Origin of the sequence: Sphingobacterium tabacisoli (assembly GCF_017908035.1) — a bacterium.
GTDB lineage: Bacteria > Bacteroidota > Bacteroidia > Sphingobacteriales > Sphingobacteriaceae > Sphingobacterium > Sphingobacterium tabacisoli.
Window position 1 is genome coordinate 367,407 of the sequence record NZ_JAEQMU010000006.1, and the last position, 15,759, is coordinate 383,165.

The following is a 15,759-nucleotide window of genomic DNA, read 5'->3' on the forward strand; positions in this document are numbered from 1 at the left end:
ATATTAAAAATCAAAGTTTAAGGATAGTTTAAATCGTTCGTTACTTATATTGGGGTGATCCCGATAGTTAAATCGATAATAATATTGCACCCGAAATATACTTAAAATATTGTCTAGTCCTACATATCCTTCCCAATAAGGGTGTTTTTGTAGCGCATGCGTAATAGTATATCCCTCTTTATGTTTGTCAAAATACACCACTTTATCGCTGAACATAGGGTCATTATTAGCGCTTAGCCTACCATAAAACATACGTGCTCCGAATATCTCCCGAAAACGCAGTTTTTTAATCAACGGAAGTTTATTTAAAATAAAACCGTTCAGCTCATGATCATAGGAGAGCTTCACAAACTTATCCGCCACGAATTCCATCGAATTGGTCATATCGTAAGAGATCGTATGCCTATCTTTTGTTTCCTGTATATTCGGCATCTCCAATAATGGATAAGGTAATGTACCCCATATACGGCCAGCAGTAACCTTCATATCACCAAAACCAAGCTGATTCATAAAAAAACGCTTAGACACCGAAAAACGCAGAGCATCATAATTATATTGGGCATCCAATATCCCGCTTATCCCTTTATTATATTGCAAGCTAAACACAGGATAGCTTTCTATAATCGTACGCCGCTGTAAATTACGGTAGTAGAACTTTTCAAAAGGCGCCCAGCGCAATGTGACCTCTACGTCATTGGTATTGATACTGGACAATGACTGTGTACTGTCTGCTGTTAACGCAAACCGAAGATCTCCTATCGCATTACGACGCTGATGGGTGATGCTACTGGATACACTGAGATGATTGCCAAACTCGTACACATGCCTTAACCGATAGGCTTCCGTATCTAACCATTTGGTGGGCTTGTTGGAAATAAAACTTCGAAAGAAGCTATCCCCTTTTAGATACCCAATGGCTTTTCCTGGTTCGAATATATCCCGCTGTACGGAGGCCTCCATGTAATGGGCGGGAAATGTAGCAACAGATTTTCCATTCAATGCGACAGCTGTTTTCATATAGTACTTAAACCGCTCATCCCTAAAACCATAAGCAAGATACCCTTCCACATATACTTTCTCGGACAAGGCAGAGGTAGTCCTCCCTCCGAACCGGAGGCGCTGTCCTTCCATTTCATTCATGTGATACAGGTACTCCAGTGGTCCAAACTCAAGCTTGCCCACAGGAAAATAACCCTGAGCCACAAGGTAGCCCACCGCTAATAATGATTTAAAAGACTTTAACTCGTTAAGGCTATCTACATTGGTATATATTCGCTGTTCATAGGCACTTAACGGTACAGGCCGCACATTGTCAAGTTGCTCTTCGGCAGAGAGACGGACCTCTACAGGTGCTCCCGAAAAAACGTCATCGGCAATTGCATGATGTGTATCATATCGATACTGCACACTGCGGCGTTCGCCGAAAAGTGCATCCACTTTACCACGGCCGAAAACGACAAAAATATGGGAACTATCCTGCAGCATGACTCCTTCCGAATTCTTAAAATAAGAAAGAGACATTTTAAAGTCATTTACCCAGGAGATATTTGTTCTTTTGTCGACCTTCAATTCGGCGCTTTTTACCGCATAACGCCCATCTAAGGACACGAGTAGCTGACCATGAAACAGTAGGTCACTGCTATTACGAGGCTCGAACCGCAACCGCACAAAGATGTCCTTGCCGGTCCTTAAACTGTCTACTAGAAAATACTTGTAATAAAGCTTGGCATTATCCGCTATAGGGCTCAAGAACAATTTATTGAGAAAGAACACACTCTCGTCATATATATCCACTGGTTGAAAAAGATAGTTTAGATAAGAGCTAATATTAGGATTATTTACATACCGGGGATCAAACTCTGTTTTGCTTTGATTACGGATGATTCTCTTGTTCCGCGCCGGTTGTTGCCTAATATAGTTGTCTGAGATATCCTCCTGCAGATAGAGGGTCAACAACTCATGCTCCGGCAAAGAAGTGGTGTCCACGTCCTTAAAGAAAAAACTCATATCCCCTAGCCTCGACTTAAATCCTGGCTTAGGGTCGACCATTCCGAATTTAATCTTATCGTACTGTTGAAAATACAGGCTATCCTTTTGGGCAAGTCGATTTTTACGCTTATTCTGTATGACAAGGTCAATAAGCTCCGTCGCAGGGTTATTATTTTTATAGCGCCCCTTTTTGACGATATCGACGGCCTCTATCACTTGGTCTTGCTTCTCTAAGTATACAAGCAGTGTACTATCTTTTGCAGTCACGATGTAACTCTTACTTTCATATCCCACAGCAGAGAATACAAGCTCCTTGACCGTAGAGTCCAGCTTAATGTAAAAGCTTCCGTTTGTACTCGTCGAGGTACCTTCGGTATGCTGTACACACTGTATACTTGCTCCGGCAATCGCACGTTTATTACCTGCGTCACGCACCTCTCCCCGTAATGAGGTCTGTGCCAGAGTCGGTACAATCGACAGCAGCATTACAATATAAAGCGCAACATGTCTGCTAATTAGCATTACCGCTCTTCTCATAAACATCTATGGTCCTTTATAAAGATACAACTTGTGTCCAAAGTTCAAAGCACATAGCACGAAAAAATAGGTCCTACGCAATACCGATTCGCTAGAAAAACAAAAAGCCCTTAAAAAAGGGCTTTTATGATAAATTTATAAAACAACTATAACAGTCCAATAATACAATCGGGATAAAGACCGATCAACAGGGTAAGTGCTACTGTTGTAGCCAACACAACCTTGAAGCTTAACGGGAGCACGATAGCACCTCCTTCATCTTCCGCTGTTTTGAAGTACATATGCACCACTACACGAAGATAATAGAAAACACCGATTGCGGCGTTTACCACCGCCAAAAGAAGTAAAACAATATGGTAATCTTGCATTACCGTATTGAACATCATAAACTTACCGATAAATCCTGCGGTCAGGGGAATCCCGGCCAAAGACAGCATAGCAACGGTAATCACAAAAGCCAGAAATGGATTCGTTTTTCCCAGCCCATTAAATGCAACAAACTGATCTGAACCTTTAGCCCGCTTTACAAGAATAAGCCCCGCAAAGGCTGCAACAGAGGATAAAGAGTATGCTATGGCATAAGTGAAAATACTGGACGTAGACGTCGCTCCCAATGCAACAATTGCGAAAAGCATATAACCTGCATGTGAAATACTAGAGTAAGCTAACATACGCTTAAAACTAGCCTGCATCATCGCCGTGATATTACCAATAAACAAGGTAATAATAATAACAATCAACAGAACGGGGGGCCAAAAATCATGCAACGGCACAAATACATAGCCAAACAAACGTAAGAATCCTGCAAAGGAAGCTACCTTGACTACTGTACTCATATAGCTCGTAATCAATATTGGCGCTCCCTCGTAAACGTCAGGTGTCCAAAAATGGAATGGAGCTGCACCAACTTTAAAACAAAGTCCGATCAGTAACAATAAAACTCCCCCATAAAAATAAGGAGAAATCTGTTGAGGATTGGCTATTAGATACTCCCGTACCCCTGTAATATCAAAAGTACCTGTAGCACCGTAAAGCAAAGTGATGCCAAATAATAAAAATCCTGTGGAAAATGCGCCCATCAAGAAGTATTTCAACGCAGCTTCGTTGGATCCAAAATCAGTTTTTCGAATTCCAACCAAAATATACAATGCCACCGACATCACTTCAATACCGATAAAAAGCATCGCAAAATTATGATAAGCACTCACCATCAATGCTCCCGTCAAAGAGAAGAGGATCAGACAGTAGTACTCGGCAACATTGTTACTAATGGAACTGAAGTAGGCCTTGGAGAGCAACAATATCAAACCTGTCGTGACGATACACAATATCGAAAATGCAAGCGCAAAATTGTCAAAGACAACCATTCCACTATATATAGGTTTTGCATCTCCACCCCATAAAGCAAGCTCACATCCTAATGCGACCAGCAAACCGATAAGTGTAACAGGCAATAAAGCTGATTTAGCTTTGAACAACCCCAAATACAATACTAAAATCCCTAATAACGAAAGCGTAATAATCGCAGCCATAATCTATTAACTTATACTTGCTTTAAAATTTAACTTGCTCTAACAGTTGTGTCACAGACGCCTCTGATAAATGTAATAACCCATTCGGGAACACCCCTAAATACAATACAACCACAGCCACAATAAACAGCACCACAATTTCATGCCCTTTGATATCGGTAACAGCATTATTCGACTTAGAGCCGGTCCCCAGCATTGTACGCTGAAATAGTCGAAGCATGTACACCGCTCCAAAAATCAACGTCAACCCACCAAACACGGCATAGAGTAACCCTACACCATAAACACCTTTAAGGAGCAAGAACTCTCCAATAAAACCGTTCGTCAATGGTAATCCCACGGCCCCCATAATAATGATCAAGAAGAATATAGCCAGCTTAGGCATACGTTCAGCCAGACCACCGAGCTCTTTCAGTGTGCGGGTACCCGTCCGTTGCGCTATAATATCCAACACAAAAAACAAACCTATCACACTGATACCATGATTGACCATCTGCATCAATGCGCCCTGCAAACCTTCTTGATTCCAAGCAAAAATACCGGCACCAATCAATCCCACGTGCGCAATTGAAGAGTAAGCAATAAGACGTTTTGTATCCTGCTGTTTAAAAGCAATAAGAGAAGCGTAAACAACGCCTATAATACATAATATCAACGCCATCTGCCCATAAGCGGCAACCCCCAGTGGGGCAATCGGAATCAACCAACGAACCAGACCAAATGTTCCCATCTTGAGCATAATCCCTGCAAGCAACATTGTACCTGCTGTCGGCGCATTGGTATAGGTATCTGGTTGCCATGTATGAAAAGGAAAAATAGGAATCTTAACTGCAAAAGCAATAAAGAAAGCCCAAAAAATCCAACGTTGTGTGCTATCGTGCAGATCGAGTGCAGCAAAAGAACTCCATTCGAAATCTTTTGTTGCTGTCTGTTGGTACAGATAAAGGATTGCAACAAGCATCAACAGCGACCCGAAAAAAGTGTAGATAAAGAATTTTAGATTCACTCGGATTCGATCCCCCTCACCCCAAAGTGCGCAGATAAAATAAATTGGAATCAATGCAACTTCCCATCCGACATAGAAAGAAAATGCGTCTAGCGCAACAAAGACCAAAAGTAAACCCGCCTGCATAAAAGACACCAAGGCATAAAAGTTTCCTTTAAGCGTTTTACCAAAGGTCGAGAGGATAATCAATGGTATCAATCCATTGGTCAGGAGAACCAAGGGGAGACTAATACCATCCAAACCAATATGGAATTTTATCCCTAACCGTGGTATCCAATCATACGATTGTTCAAATTGAATACTGGCATCAGGAACGAATTGACATAAAAAAGGAACAGTCAATACCAATTGGAGCACAGACAATCCCAAAGCAGCCCACTTGGCAGAAGACGAAGACTTCACAAATGCTAAAACAAGAGCACTTACAAGAGGGAGTAACAGCAGTATAAATAGGTTATTCATGGATTACTTCGATTACAAATAGCTATACATTTAAAAAACCGTACAAAAGGATAGCGATAACCCCAATGACCATCATAAAGATATAAAAACCAACATGTCCTGTCTGCAGCTGACGAATGCCTCGACCGGAAGACATAAAAAAGCTTCCGATACCGTTTACAAAACCGTCTATTCCTGCTCTATCAACAATATGGTATAAAAACTTCGAAAATGCATTCAAGGGGCGAACAATCACCGCATCATATAGTTCATCTACATAAAGCTTATGATAGGATAATTTGTACAAAAGCCCTTGTTCTTGTCCGTCTGGACCAGGGATCCTTTTCTTCTTAACATAAGTTGAATAAGCTATAACAGCCATTATCAAAGCTGCAATAGCAGATGCCCCCATCAAGATATACTCGGTATTATGGTCAATATGGATGGCTTCCACTCGACTGTTACTGTAAGCAAATATCGGACTCAGGAAGTTAGCAAGCCAATGACTGCCTCCTAACGCCTCTGGCACATTCAACAATCCTCCGCCAGCAGCAAGCACCGCTAATACAAGCAAAGGAAGCAACATCGTAGCAGGAGACTCATGCAAATGACTCTTTTGATCCTCCGTTCCTCTAAATTCTCCGAAAAATGTCAGATACAACAGCCTGAACATATAGAAAGCGGTAAATAAAGCTCCTATAAAACCAAGCCCCCATAGTAAAGGGTTAGCTAGGAAAGCATGCGCCAAGATCTCATCCTTTGAGAAAAACCCCGACAATGGCGGTATTCCCGAAATAGCAATAGTACCGATCAGCATAGTCAAATAAGTTATAGGAAGCCCCTTTTTAAGCCCCCCCATCTGACGCATGTCCTGCTCATCACTCATCGCATGGATGACAGATCCTGCTCCCAAGAAAAGCAATGCCTTAAAGAAAGCATGCGTCAGTACATGGAAAAAAGCACCTGTAAACGCACCAACGCCCAATCCCAAAAACATATACCCCAATTGAGAAACCGTCGAATAAGCCAACACTTTCTTAATATCATTCTGCGTAATTGCAATAAAGGCGGCAACCAATGCGGTACACACACCTATCGCGGCAATAATCTGCATTGTGACGGGAGATAGCGTAAACAAAATATTGGATCTTACGATCATATAGATACCTGCCGTAACCATCGTTGCCGCGTGAATCAATGCAGAAACCGGAGTAGGTCCCGCCATCGCATCAGGTAACCATGTAAATAAAGGAATCTGTGCCGATTTTCCGGTTGCTGCAACAAACAATAATAAAGTAATCAGCAGTAAGGTGGCATCACCGACCGGGAAACTGGATGCTTGCTGGAATACGGCATCAAATTCTAAAGAGCCAAATGTAGCGATGATAGCAAAAACAGCAATCAAAAATCCCAAATCGCCGATTCTATTCATTACAAACGCCTTCTTAGCTGCGCTTGCATAACTTGAATTTTTATACCAGAAACCGATCAGTAAATAAGAGCATAGGCCGACTCCTTCCCATCCGATAAACATAATCAAATAGTTAGAGCCTAAAACCAACAGCAACATAAAGAATATAAATAGATTCAGGTATGCAAAGAATTTACCGAACCCCGCATCATGGCTCATATATCCAATGGAGTACAGGTGGATCAAGAAACCTATACCTGTAATAATAAGCAACATTAATGCGCTCAAAGGATCTACCAAGAAAGAGAAACTAATATCCAAATTACCCAATCGAATCCAATCGAATAAGTGATAAGCAAAAGCCGAATCTTGTCCTGCACTGCGAGCGGCCAGCACTTCACCAAATACAAGGCAACTCAATATAAAAGACCCCAGCACTACGCCACTACCAAGAGTTCCGACAGCACTTTTAGGGAGAAAATTTCGCCCTATTCCATTGATTACAAATCCAATCAGGGGTAGTAAAGGTATTAACCAAATTAGTTCGATCATATAGCTAGTTCTACTTAATTTTTACCAACGCAACTTACTTAACGACTCAATATCTACTGATTTTGTATTCCTATAGACCATAATAACAATAGCCAGTCCCACAGCCACCTCTGCGGCTGCTAATGCCATGATAAAGAACACAAACACCTGTCCACTGGCATCTCCCCGATACGCTGAGAATGCAGCCAACAACAGGTTAACGGAATTGAGCATAAGCTCTATCGACATCATAATGATAATCACATTACGACGGATCAACACACCAATGACACCGATTGAAAAAATGATACTACAGAAAATCAGGTAGTGATTTAACGGTATCCCTTGTATATTTTGAATAATATTGTCCATTACGCTTCTTTTGTTTCTTTTTTAGCCAATAATATTGCACCAACCATCGCAGTCAATAACAAGATTGAGGATAGCTCAAAAGGCAAAAGGAATTCATCAAATAAAACTTTACCTAGATTTTTCACTAGTCCGACATCGCTATTGCCCGTCACAAACTCGTTATTGCTCTCTATAACCTTAAAAGCTCCTAAAAATGTAACCAGCATACACATTCCAGCTACAGCGCCCATAATCTTCACCAGATTGGACCTCATTGGCTCGATATCCTTATTGAGATTGAGCAACATCAGGACAAATAAAAATAAGACCATGATTGCTCCCATATAGACGATGAAATTGACAACGGCCAAAAATTGGGCATTTAGCAAGATATAGTGCACCGTAAAGGTGAAAAAGGTAATAACCAAATAAAGCACACTATGCACAGGGTTCTTTGTGAAGATGGTCATCAGCGCAAAGAAAATAGACAAAAAGGCAACAAAATAGAATATAGTCATCTGCTTAAGCGTTTTCTCTGTTTAGTTTTGTAATATCAAATTTAGGTTCCACCAATTTATCCTTGCCATAAATAAAATCGCGACGCAGATATTCTGCAGTAACATGCGGCCCATCAAGATAGATCGCCTCCTTAGGGCAGGCTTCCTCGCAAAGTCCACAAAAAATACAACGGAGCATATTGATTTCATAAACAGCAGCGTACTTCTCTTCCCGATATAGGTTCTCCTCTCCTTTTTGACGCTCTGCGGCAGTCATCGTAATAGCTTCAGCAGGACAAGATAAAGCGCAAAGTCCACATGCTGTACAGCGCTCCCGCCCTTGCTCATCACGTTTCAAAGAATGCTGCCCTCTAAAGTTTTTTGAGTAAGGCCGTATTTCCTCCGGATATTTAATCGTTGGTATTTTTTTGAAAAAGTGTCTTAGGGTGATAGACAACCCCTTAGCAATAGCCGGTAGATACATGCGCTCCCATATATTCATTGGCTTCTGCTCAATAACTTTCTTTCTATTACTTAATGATTGCATAACTGTTATTTAAAAGTTATAATGGTTACAAAAGTGATGGAGGTGATGTTCTTTCCTTCCTAACCTCTATCACTAGGATCACCAACTTCACTATTTTAAAAATAAGTATCCTTTACTAGTGTGATTACTCCTGTCAGCACGATATTAGCAATGGCTAAAGGAATTAATATCTTCCAGCCAAGATTCATCAACTGATCATAGCGGAACCGTGGCAAAGTCCAACGTATCCACATAAAGAAAAAGATGAAACCGAATATCTTTAAAAAGAAAACTACTACGCCAATAATGGTTATCCAATTTTGCGATAGCCCAAGCTCATACATAAACGGGAAATTATAACCGCCAAAGTAGAGTGCTGCCATCAACGCCGAAGAAACAAACATATTAATGTACTCCGAGAACATATAGAGCCCGAGTTTCATCGAAGAATATTCGGTATGGTAGCCTCCGACCAGTTCGGTCTCACACTCCGGTAAATCAAACGGTACCCGGTTACACTCTGCAAAAGCACAGGTGATAAAAATCAAAAAGCCGAGCGGCTGTCCCCATATGTTCCAATTGACAAACCCCGATTGTTGTGCTACAATATCTTCTAGCTGTAAGGTACCCGTCACCATCAATAACGCGATAAGCGACAACCCCATTCCGATTTCATAACTAATACTCTGAGAAGCTGCACGGATAGCACCCATCAACGAAAACTTGTTGTTGGAAGCCCAGCCACCAAGCATAATTCCGTATACCCCTAAAGCAATAACACCGAACATATAGAGTACACCTATGTTAATTCCTGAAGCCACCTGCAACGAGATCTGCTTGCCATTAATAGTAAGCTCCTGCCCCCAGGGGATGACAGCCGAACTGATACAGGCAGTGATAATAGCTATAACCGGCCCCAAAATAAAAAGAGGCTTGTGTGCTCCCGAAGGAATAATCTCCTCTTTAAAAAAGAACTTTCCACCATCGCACAGAGGCTGTAAAAGTCCGAAAATACCAGCTCTATCTGGTCCATGCCTATCTTGCATAAAACCAGCAATCTTACGCTCTGCAAGGGTAGAATACATTGCGATTACCAAGGTAATGGTAAACACAATAACTACTAAAATCAATTTTTCTAAAATAAAAGCTGTTTCCATCGCTGATTTACTTTAATCGTTCTGTTCTGGCCAACTGCTCCTCATTAGCCAATTGCAATTTTTTATCTTCATGAATCACCGAAGGAGGATTAAAATTCAAGTAGTGATTTGCTCCAATAACAGATTCATGATCTACCGGAGTAGGCTCCTCGAGTGTCCAATCGGAAGTATGCTTCGTCTCAAACCGACAAGTGTTACAGATAAATTCTTCTACCTCTCCATACTCATCTTTTCTGCCTGTAACCCGTAATACTTCGTCTCCTTTGTACCAAAGCGTGACTTTTCCAGCACAAGTAGGGCAATCCCTATGTGCATCCACGGGCTTGGTAAACCACACACGGTTCTTAAAACGGAAAGTCTTATCCGTCAAAGCCCCCACCGGACATACATCAATTACATTTCCTACAAAATCATGATTCAATGCTTTATGTATGAATGTGGATATCTCGGAATGATCCCCTCTATTCAAGACCCCATGCTCGCGCTCGTCAGTAAGCTGATTGGCAACAAAAACACAACGATAACACAGAATACAACGATTCATATGCAGCTGAATTTTATCTCCGATATCAATACGTTCGAATGTACGGCGTTCAAATTCATACCGCGTCCCTTCATCGCCGTGCTCATAGCCCAGATCCTGCAATTTGCACTCACCGGCTTGATCACATACTGGACAGTCCAAAGGGTGGTTGATCAAAAGCATCTCCACAACTCCTTTTCGAGCTTCAACAACATCAGGAGACGTAATATTCTGTACCTCCATACCATCCATAACAGTCGTGCGGCAAGATGCCACAAGCTTAGGCATTGGTCTAGGGTCTTTCTCGGACCCCTTAGATACTTTGACCAAACAGGTACGGCATTTACCCCCGGTTCCCTCTAACTTAGAATAGTAGCACATCGCTGGCGGGACAATATCTCCACCTATCTGACGTGCTGCATTTAGAATAGTAGTTCCTGGTTTTACCTCTACAGGTATACCATCGATCGTTACTTTAAATTTTACAACTTCTTCAGCCATCGTTTCTGCTTTCTACTAGATTATTACCCTCGTTTACTGTGCTACCGGTTTTATAGGATCGGCATAATGTGCTAACCCATAATTCTTCGATTGCGACTCCTCTGGATGAAGTACATGCCACTCAAACTCGTCTCTAAAGTGCCGAATCGCTGCCGCTACAGGCCACGCCGCAGCGTCGCCTAACGGACAAATTGTATTACCTTCTATTTTTCGCTGAATATCCCATAGTAAATCGATATCCGCGATACTGCCTTGACCGTGTTCTATTTTATATAATACCTTCTCCATCCAGCCCGTTCCTTCACGACAAGGGGAACACTGTCCACAGCTTTCGTGATGATAGAAGCGTGTAAAATTCCAGGTGTTACGGACAATACATTGATCCTCATCAAAAACGATAAATCCACCAGACCCCATCATAGTACCTGTCTGGAAACCACCGTCTGCCAGAGATTCATAGGTCATCAAACGAGCATCCCCATTGATGGTCTTACAAATTAGATTGGCGGGCAGAATCGGCACAGACGAACCACCTGCAACCAAAGCCTTTAGCCGCTTTCCATTAGCTATACCACCACAGTATTCGTCAGAATAGATAAATTCTTCTACAGGTACTCCCAACTCAATCTCATATACTCCTGGGTTCTTCACATTTCCTCCAGCAGAAATCAGCTTCGTTCCTGTGCTACGCTCTATACCGATTTTAGCATACTCTTCGCCTCCATCATTGATAATAGGCACAACAGATGCAATAGATTCAACATTATTTACAACTGTAGGACAGCCATATAATCCTGCAACTGCAGGGAATGGTGGCTTAATACGCGGATTACCACGCTTGCCTTCCAGCGATTCCAAGAGCGCGGTCTCTTCTCCACAGATGTATGCACCACCGCCCGGTTGTACATAGATCTCTAAGTCATAGCCTGTACCCAGTATATTCTTGCCTAGAAGTCCCGCTGCTTTTGTTTCAGCAATAGCACGCTCTAATATTCGGATCTGTGGCATCATCTCGCCACGGACATAGATATAGGACGTATTTGCTCCTAATGCATAACTCGACACGATCATTCCTTCAATTAATGCATGAGGGATATGAGTCATCAAATAACGATCTTTAAAAGTCCCTGGTTCAGACTCATCGCCATTACATACCAAATAACGGGGAACCCCCTCTGGCTTTGCCAAAAAGCTCCACTTCATCCCCGTAGGGAATCCCGCTCCTCCTCTTCCTCGTAGTCCAGATTTCTTCACCTCCTCGACAACGTCATCAGGAGACATGCTCTTTAATGCCTTCTCTACAGCACGATATCCTCCTTTTTGACGATAAACATCAAAAGTCTGAATACCTGGCTCATTGATATGCTCTAATAATAATTTACGTCCCATATGTTTTAAGCTTGCTGTTTCGCTTTATCCCGCAAAGTGTCAATCAATTCATCCACACTTTTTTCAGTCAAATTCTCATAAAAAGTATACTCCGGGCCAATCTGTAATACAGGTCCATAACCACAAGCGGCGATACATTCTACACCCCGCCAAGAGAATAAACCGTCGGCCGTAATCTCTCCTTCCTTTACACCTAAGCGGTTTTCAATATGCTGCATGATTTTTTCCGCACCGACCAAGCAACACGGCCCGGTACGGCACACTTCCAACATGTACTTCCCTTGAGGCTTTAAAAAATACATGGTATAAAATGTAGCCACCTCATATACTTCAATAGCTTGTATATGAAGATATGCCGCCACTTTATCCATACTATCTGTACTTAACCACCCATACTCCGCTTGCACGAGGTGAAGGATAGGTAATAACGCTGACTTTTGCTGGTTCTCGGGGTAACGAGCGACAATCTCGCCGAACTGTTCCAAAAGTGCCGCAGAAAATTCTACCGGTTGGTTCTCTTGTATACTAAGCATCTAACTCTCCTGCTATTACATTTAAACTACTCATGTTGATAATCGCATCAGATATCAACATACCTCTACTCATTGGCGCAAACATCTGATAGTTGATAAAAGATGGTCTTCTGAAATGAAGTCGGTAAGGTGTACGCCCACCATCATGTATCAGGTAAAAACCGAGCTCGCCATTGGCCCCCTCCACAGCATGGTACACCTCTGATTTCGGTGTTTCCCATTCCCCCATCACTATTTTAAAGTGATAAATCAACGCTTCCATATTATTATAAACCTGCTCTTTCGGTGGTAAATAAAACTCTGGAACATCAGCGTGAAACACCCCTTTTGGTTCTTTTTCTATTTTCTCTAGCGCCTGCTGAATGATACGCATAGACTGCCGCATCTCTTCATTACGCACCATAAATCGATCGTAAACATCTCCATTTGTACCTACTGGTACATCAAACTCAAACTCTTCATACGAACAGTAGGGAGCTGTAACACGGACATCATAATCGACTCCGGTAGCACGTAGAATAGGTCCGGACCAGCTGTAATCCAACGCTTGCTCTGGCGTCACTGCCGCAACACCTGAAGTACGCTCAATAAATATGCGGTTACGAACAAAAAGTTCCTCAAACTCGCTCAAAACAGGCGGATAACGTTTAAGAAACTCTCTAATCTTATCAAAAGCGATAGCATTAAAATCACGCTCGAATCCTCCAATACGACCGATATTGGTCGTCAAGCGGGCACCGCAGATTTCTTCAAAGATCTCATAGATAAACTCCCGCTCCTGCATCACATAGAGGAAGCCTGAAAAGGCACCTGTATCCACCCCCAAGATACCATTACAGATAATATGGTCGGCGATGCGCGCAAGTTCCATCACGATCACACGCATATACTGCACCCGCTTTGGAATCTCGATATCTAAAAGCTTCTCGACAGTCATATGCCATCCCATATTATTGATTGGAGACGAACAATAGTTCAAACGGTCGGTCAGCGGTGTAATCTGATAAAAGGGACGATGTTCTGCAATCTTCTCGAAAGCTCGGTGTATATAGCCAATCGTCGAAACCCCACTCACTATCCGCTCCCCATCGATCTGCAGCACATTCTGAAACACACCATGCGTAGCGGGATGTGTAGGCCCAAGATTGAGCGTTATTAACTCATCTTGAGGGTCATTGTCATAAAAAACGGGGTTATTAGGGGTTATCTTGGTTATTCGGTTACTCATCTTATCTACACTTGAAGTTAACGGCCAAAATAAAAATCTTTCTTATCTATTCGGTTAGGATCTTCTAGCGGATACTCTTTTCGCATTGGAAAGACATCTAGATCATCCATATTCAAAATTCTTCTTAGGTCTGGATGTCCTTCGAAATGAATTCCAAAGAAATCGTAAGTCTCTCGTTCCATCCAGTTTGCCCCCTGCCATACACTTGTCGCAGAAGGTATAGTCGGTTGCTCGCCTCCAATAAATACTTTAACGCGGACACGTATATTTTGAAAAAGGTTATGAAGATGATACACCACTGCATATTGCTTCTCCTGTAGCGGGTAATGCACAGCAGTAATATCCGTCAAATAATTTAAACGCAACAGTTCATCGTTCTTGACAAATGCCAATAACTCCAAAATATAAGCGGACTCCGTTTGAATCGCCAATAAACCATGAGGTTCTCCTAAAACGTGAACCTTATCGCCTAAGACAGCCTGTAGACGATCAATTATAACCTGATTATCCAACTTATTCATTATTTGCTTCTATACCGTACTTCTCTAATAACGCTTTATATTCCGGGGTATTTCTCCTATTCAAAGACTCATTCTTCACAATCTCCTGCAACTTGAGCACACCATCTAGAATTGCTTCAGGGCGAGGTGGGCATCCTGGCACATATACATCCACAGGAATAATTTCGTCAATCCCTTGTAGAACAGAATACGTATCAAAGATACCTCCACTAGAAGCACAGGCTCCCACAGCAATAACCCAACGAGGCTCAGCCATTTGAACATACACTTGCCTTAAGACTGGAGCCATTTTTTTTGCAATGGTCCCCATCACCAACAACATATCAGCTTGGCGTGGCGAAAAACTAGGGCGCTCTGCACCAAAACGAGCCAGGTCGTAGGTAGACCCCATAGTCGCCATAAATTCTATCCCGCAACAAGATGTAGCAAAAGGGAGAGGCCACAGGGAGTTGGCTCGGGCCAGCCCAATGGCTTTATCTAACGAAGTGGCAAAAAATCCAGCTCCTTCTACACCCGGAGGCGCTTCGGCTAAGGTAACTTTGCTCATAATTAGTTTTTTCTTCTTTTCGTAGTTTATTTCTCGGTTCAATATAATATTTTTAATCTTGTATTGGAACCGAGGATTGCTATTTAGAACTGTTCTAATCCCAGTTCAGCGCCTTCTTCTTTATCACATAGATAAAGCCCAGAAGCAACATACCCATAAAGACAAACATCTCTATAAGCCCCTGCATTCCAAACTCTCTAAAATTGACCGCCCAAGGATACATAAAGATAACCTCGATATCAAAAATGACAAATAAGATAGCGACAAGGAAGTATTTGATGGAGAAAGGCTGCCTTGCATTACCGATGACCTCAACTCCGGATTCAAAAGAAGAAAGCTTCTTTTCCGAACGGACTTTAGGCCCTAAAAGATGAGTTCCCACGATGGTAAGCACTCCGAAACCGGTTGCAACAGCCAATTGAATCAGAATAGGTAAATAATCTACCGGCATATTCTCTAGTTGTACGTTTTCCATGATAAGTTTAAGTCTCAGTTATATACACAAAAATAGGAATTTTATCCCAAATAAAAAGGGGAAC

15 protein-coding genes are annotated in these 15,759 nt (G+C 42.1%); all 15 read right to left on the bottom strand.

The window, feature by feature from the left end:
- Nucleotides 1-3: 3 nt before the first annotated feature.
- The gene (locus JKG64_RS20265; protein ID WP_210356089.1) at nt 4-2,532 is read right to left on the bottom strand and encodes a DUF5686 family protein; all 2,529 of its coding nucleotides are present in this window, start codon (nt 2,530-2,532) and stop codon (nt 4-6) included.
- A 140-nt stretch (nt 2,533-2,672) separates the two neighbouring features.
- Entirely contained in the window at nt 2,673-4,058 is a 1,386-nt protein-coding gene (locus JKG64_RS20270; RefSeq protein WP_210356090.1) for an NADH-quinone oxidoreductase subunit N, read from the bottom strand.
- 22 nt (nt 4,059-4,080) lie between these two features.
- A complete protein-coding gene (locus JKG64_RS20275) occupies nt 4,081-5,526 on the bottom strand; it encodes a complex I subunit 4 family protein (protein ID WP_210356091.1) in 1,446 nt (481 codons plus the stop codon).
- 22 nt (nt 5,527-5,548) lie between these two features.
- Complete coding sequence (gene nuoL, locus JKG64_RS20280; protein WP_210356092.1) at nt 5,549-7,468, bottom strand: NADH-quinone oxidoreductase subunit L; 1,920 nt, start codon at nt 7,466-7,468, stop codon at nt 5,549-5,551.
- A 21-nt stretch (nt 7,469-7,489) separates the two neighbouring features.
- Entirely contained in the window at nt 7,490-7,819 is a 330-nt protein-coding gene (gene nuoK / locus JKG64_RS20285; protein ID WP_210356093.1) for an NADH-quinone oxidoreductase subunit NuoK, read from the bottom strand.
- Nucleotides 7,819-8,316 (bottom strand): NADH-quinone oxidoreductase subunit J family protein, encoded by a 498-nt coding sequence (locus JKG64_RS20290; RefSeq protein WP_210356094.1) that lies wholly within the window; start codon nt 8,314-8,316, stop codon nt 7,819-7,821. The genes nuoK and JKG64_RS20290 overlap by 1 nt, the downstream gene beginning before the upstream one ends.
- Nucleotides 8,317-8,320: 4 nt before the next feature.
- The gene (locus JKG64_RS20295) at nt 8,321-8,842 is read right to left on the bottom strand and encodes a NuoI/complex I 23 kDa subunit family protein (RefSeq protein ID WP_210356095.1); all 522 of its coding nucleotides are present in this window, start codon (nt 8,840-8,842) and stop codon (nt 8,321-8,323) included.
- Nucleotides 8,843-8,937: 95 nt separating this feature from the next.
- A complete protein-coding gene (nuoH, locus tag JKG64_RS20300) occupies nt 8,938-9,978 on the bottom strand; it encodes an NADH-quinone oxidoreductase subunit NuoH (RefSeq protein WP_210356096.1) in 1,041 nt (346 codons plus the stop codon).
- Between the two features lie 7 nt (nt 9,979-9,985).
- Entirely contained in the window at nt 9,986-11,002 is a 1,017-nt protein-coding gene (locus JKG64_RS20305; RefSeq protein ID WP_210356097.1) for a 2Fe-2S iron-sulfur cluster-binding protein, read from the bottom strand.
- 33 nt (nt 11,003-11,035) lie between these two features.
- Complete coding sequence (nuoF, locus tag JKG64_RS20310; RefSeq protein WP_210356098.1) at nt 11,036-12,391, bottom strand: NADH-quinone oxidoreductase subunit NuoF; 1,356 nt, start codon at nt 12,389-12,391, stop codon at nt 11,036-11,038.
- A gap of 5 nt (nt 12,392-12,396) precedes the next feature.
- Nucleotides 12,397-12,924 (bottom strand): NADH-quinone oxidoreductase subunit NuoE family protein, encoded by a 528-nt coding sequence (locus JKG64_RS20315; RefSeq protein WP_210356099.1) that lies wholly within the window; start codon nt 12,922-12,924, stop codon nt 12,397-12,399.
- Nucleotides 12,917-14,152 (bottom strand): NADH-quinone oxidoreductase subunit D, encoded by a 1,236-nt coding sequence (locus tag JKG64_RS20320; protein ID WP_210356100.1) that lies wholly within the window; start codon nt 14,150-14,152, stop codon nt 12,917-12,919. Before JKG64_RS20320 ends, JKG64_RS20315 begins: the two co-directional genes overlap by 8 nt.
- A gap of 17 nt (nt 14,153-14,169) precedes the next feature.
- Nucleotides 14,170-14,673, bottom strand: coding sequence for an NADH-quinone oxidoreductase subunit C (locus JKG64_RS20325; protein WP_210356101.1), 504 nt, complete (start codon nt 14,671-14,673; stop codon nt 14,170-14,172).
- Nucleotides 14,666-15,220, bottom strand: a complete 555-nt coding sequence (locus JKG64_RS20330; RefSeq protein WP_210356102.1) for an NADH-quinone oxidoreductase subunit B — start codon at nt 15,218-15,220, stop codon at nt 14,666-14,668. Before JKG64_RS20330 ends, JKG64_RS20325 begins: the two co-directional genes overlap by 8 nt.
- A 94-nt stretch (nt 15,221-15,314) precedes the next feature.
- Nucleotides 15,315-15,695: an NADH-quinone oxidoreductase subunit A gene (locus JKG64_RS20335; RefSeq protein WP_210356103.1), complete on the bottom strand. Its 381-nt coding sequence runs from the start codon at nt 15,693-15,695 to the stop codon at nt 15,315-15,317.
- Nucleotides 15,696-15,759 lie beyond the last annotated feature (64 nt).

Coding starts and splice junctions, on each gene's coding strand:
- JKG64_RS20315 (WP_210356099.1), bottom strand. CDS start 12,924: ATGCTTAGTATACAAGAGAACCAACCGGTAGAATTTTCTGCGGCACTT.
- nuoK (WP_210356093.1), bottom strand. CDS start 7,819: ATGGACAATATTATTCAAAATATACAAGGGATACCGTTAAATCACTAC.
- nuoH (WP_210356096.1), bottom strand. CDS start 9,978: ATGGAAACAGCTTTTATTTTAGAAAAATTGATTTTAGTAGTTATTGTG.
- JKG64_RS20275 (WP_210356091.1), bottom strand. CDS start 5,526: ATGAATAACCTATTTATACTGCTGTTACTCCCTCTTGTAAGTGCTCTT.
- JKG64_RS20330 (WP_210356102.1), bottom strand. CDS start 15,220: ATGAGCAAAGTTACCTTAGCCGAAGCGCCTCCGGGTGTAGAAGGAGCT.
- JKG64_RS20270 (WP_210356090.1), bottom strand. CDS start 4,058: ATGGCTGCGATTATTACGCTTTCGTTATTAGGGATTTTAGTATTGTAT.
- JKG64_RS20265 (WP_210356089.1), bottom strand. CDS start 2,532: ATGTTTATGAGAAGAGCGGTAATGCTAATTAGCAGACATGTTGCGCTT.
- JKG64_RS20290 (WP_210356094.1), bottom strand. CDS start 8,316: ATGACTATATTCTATTTTGTTGCCTTTTTGTCTATTTTCTTTGCGCTG.
- nuoL (WP_210356092.1), bottom strand. CDS start 7,468: ATGATCGAACTAATTTGGTTAATACCTTTACTACCCCTGATTGGATTT.
- JKG64_RS20320 (WP_210356100.1), bottom strand. CDS start 14,152: ATGAGTAACCGAATAACCAAGATAACCCCTAATAACCCCGTTTTTTAT.
- JKG64_RS20305 (WP_210356097.1), bottom strand. CDS start 11,002: ATGGCTGAAGAAGTTGTAAAATTTAAAGTAACGATCGATGGTATACCT.
- JKG64_RS20335 (WP_210356103.1), bottom strand. CDS start 15,695: ATGGAAAACGTACAACTAGAGAATATGCCGGTAGATTATTTACCTATT.
- nuoF (WP_210356098.1), bottom strand. CDS start 12,391: ATGGGACGTAAATTATTATTAGAGCATATCAATGAGCCAGGTATTCAG.
- JKG64_RS20325 (WP_210356101.1), bottom strand. CDS start 14,673: ATGAATAAGTTGGATAATCAGGTTATAATTGATCGTCTACAGGCTGTC.
- JKG64_RS20295 (WP_210356095.1), bottom strand. CDS start 8,842: ATGCAATCATTAAGTAATAGAAAGAAAGTTATTGAGCAGAAGCCAATG.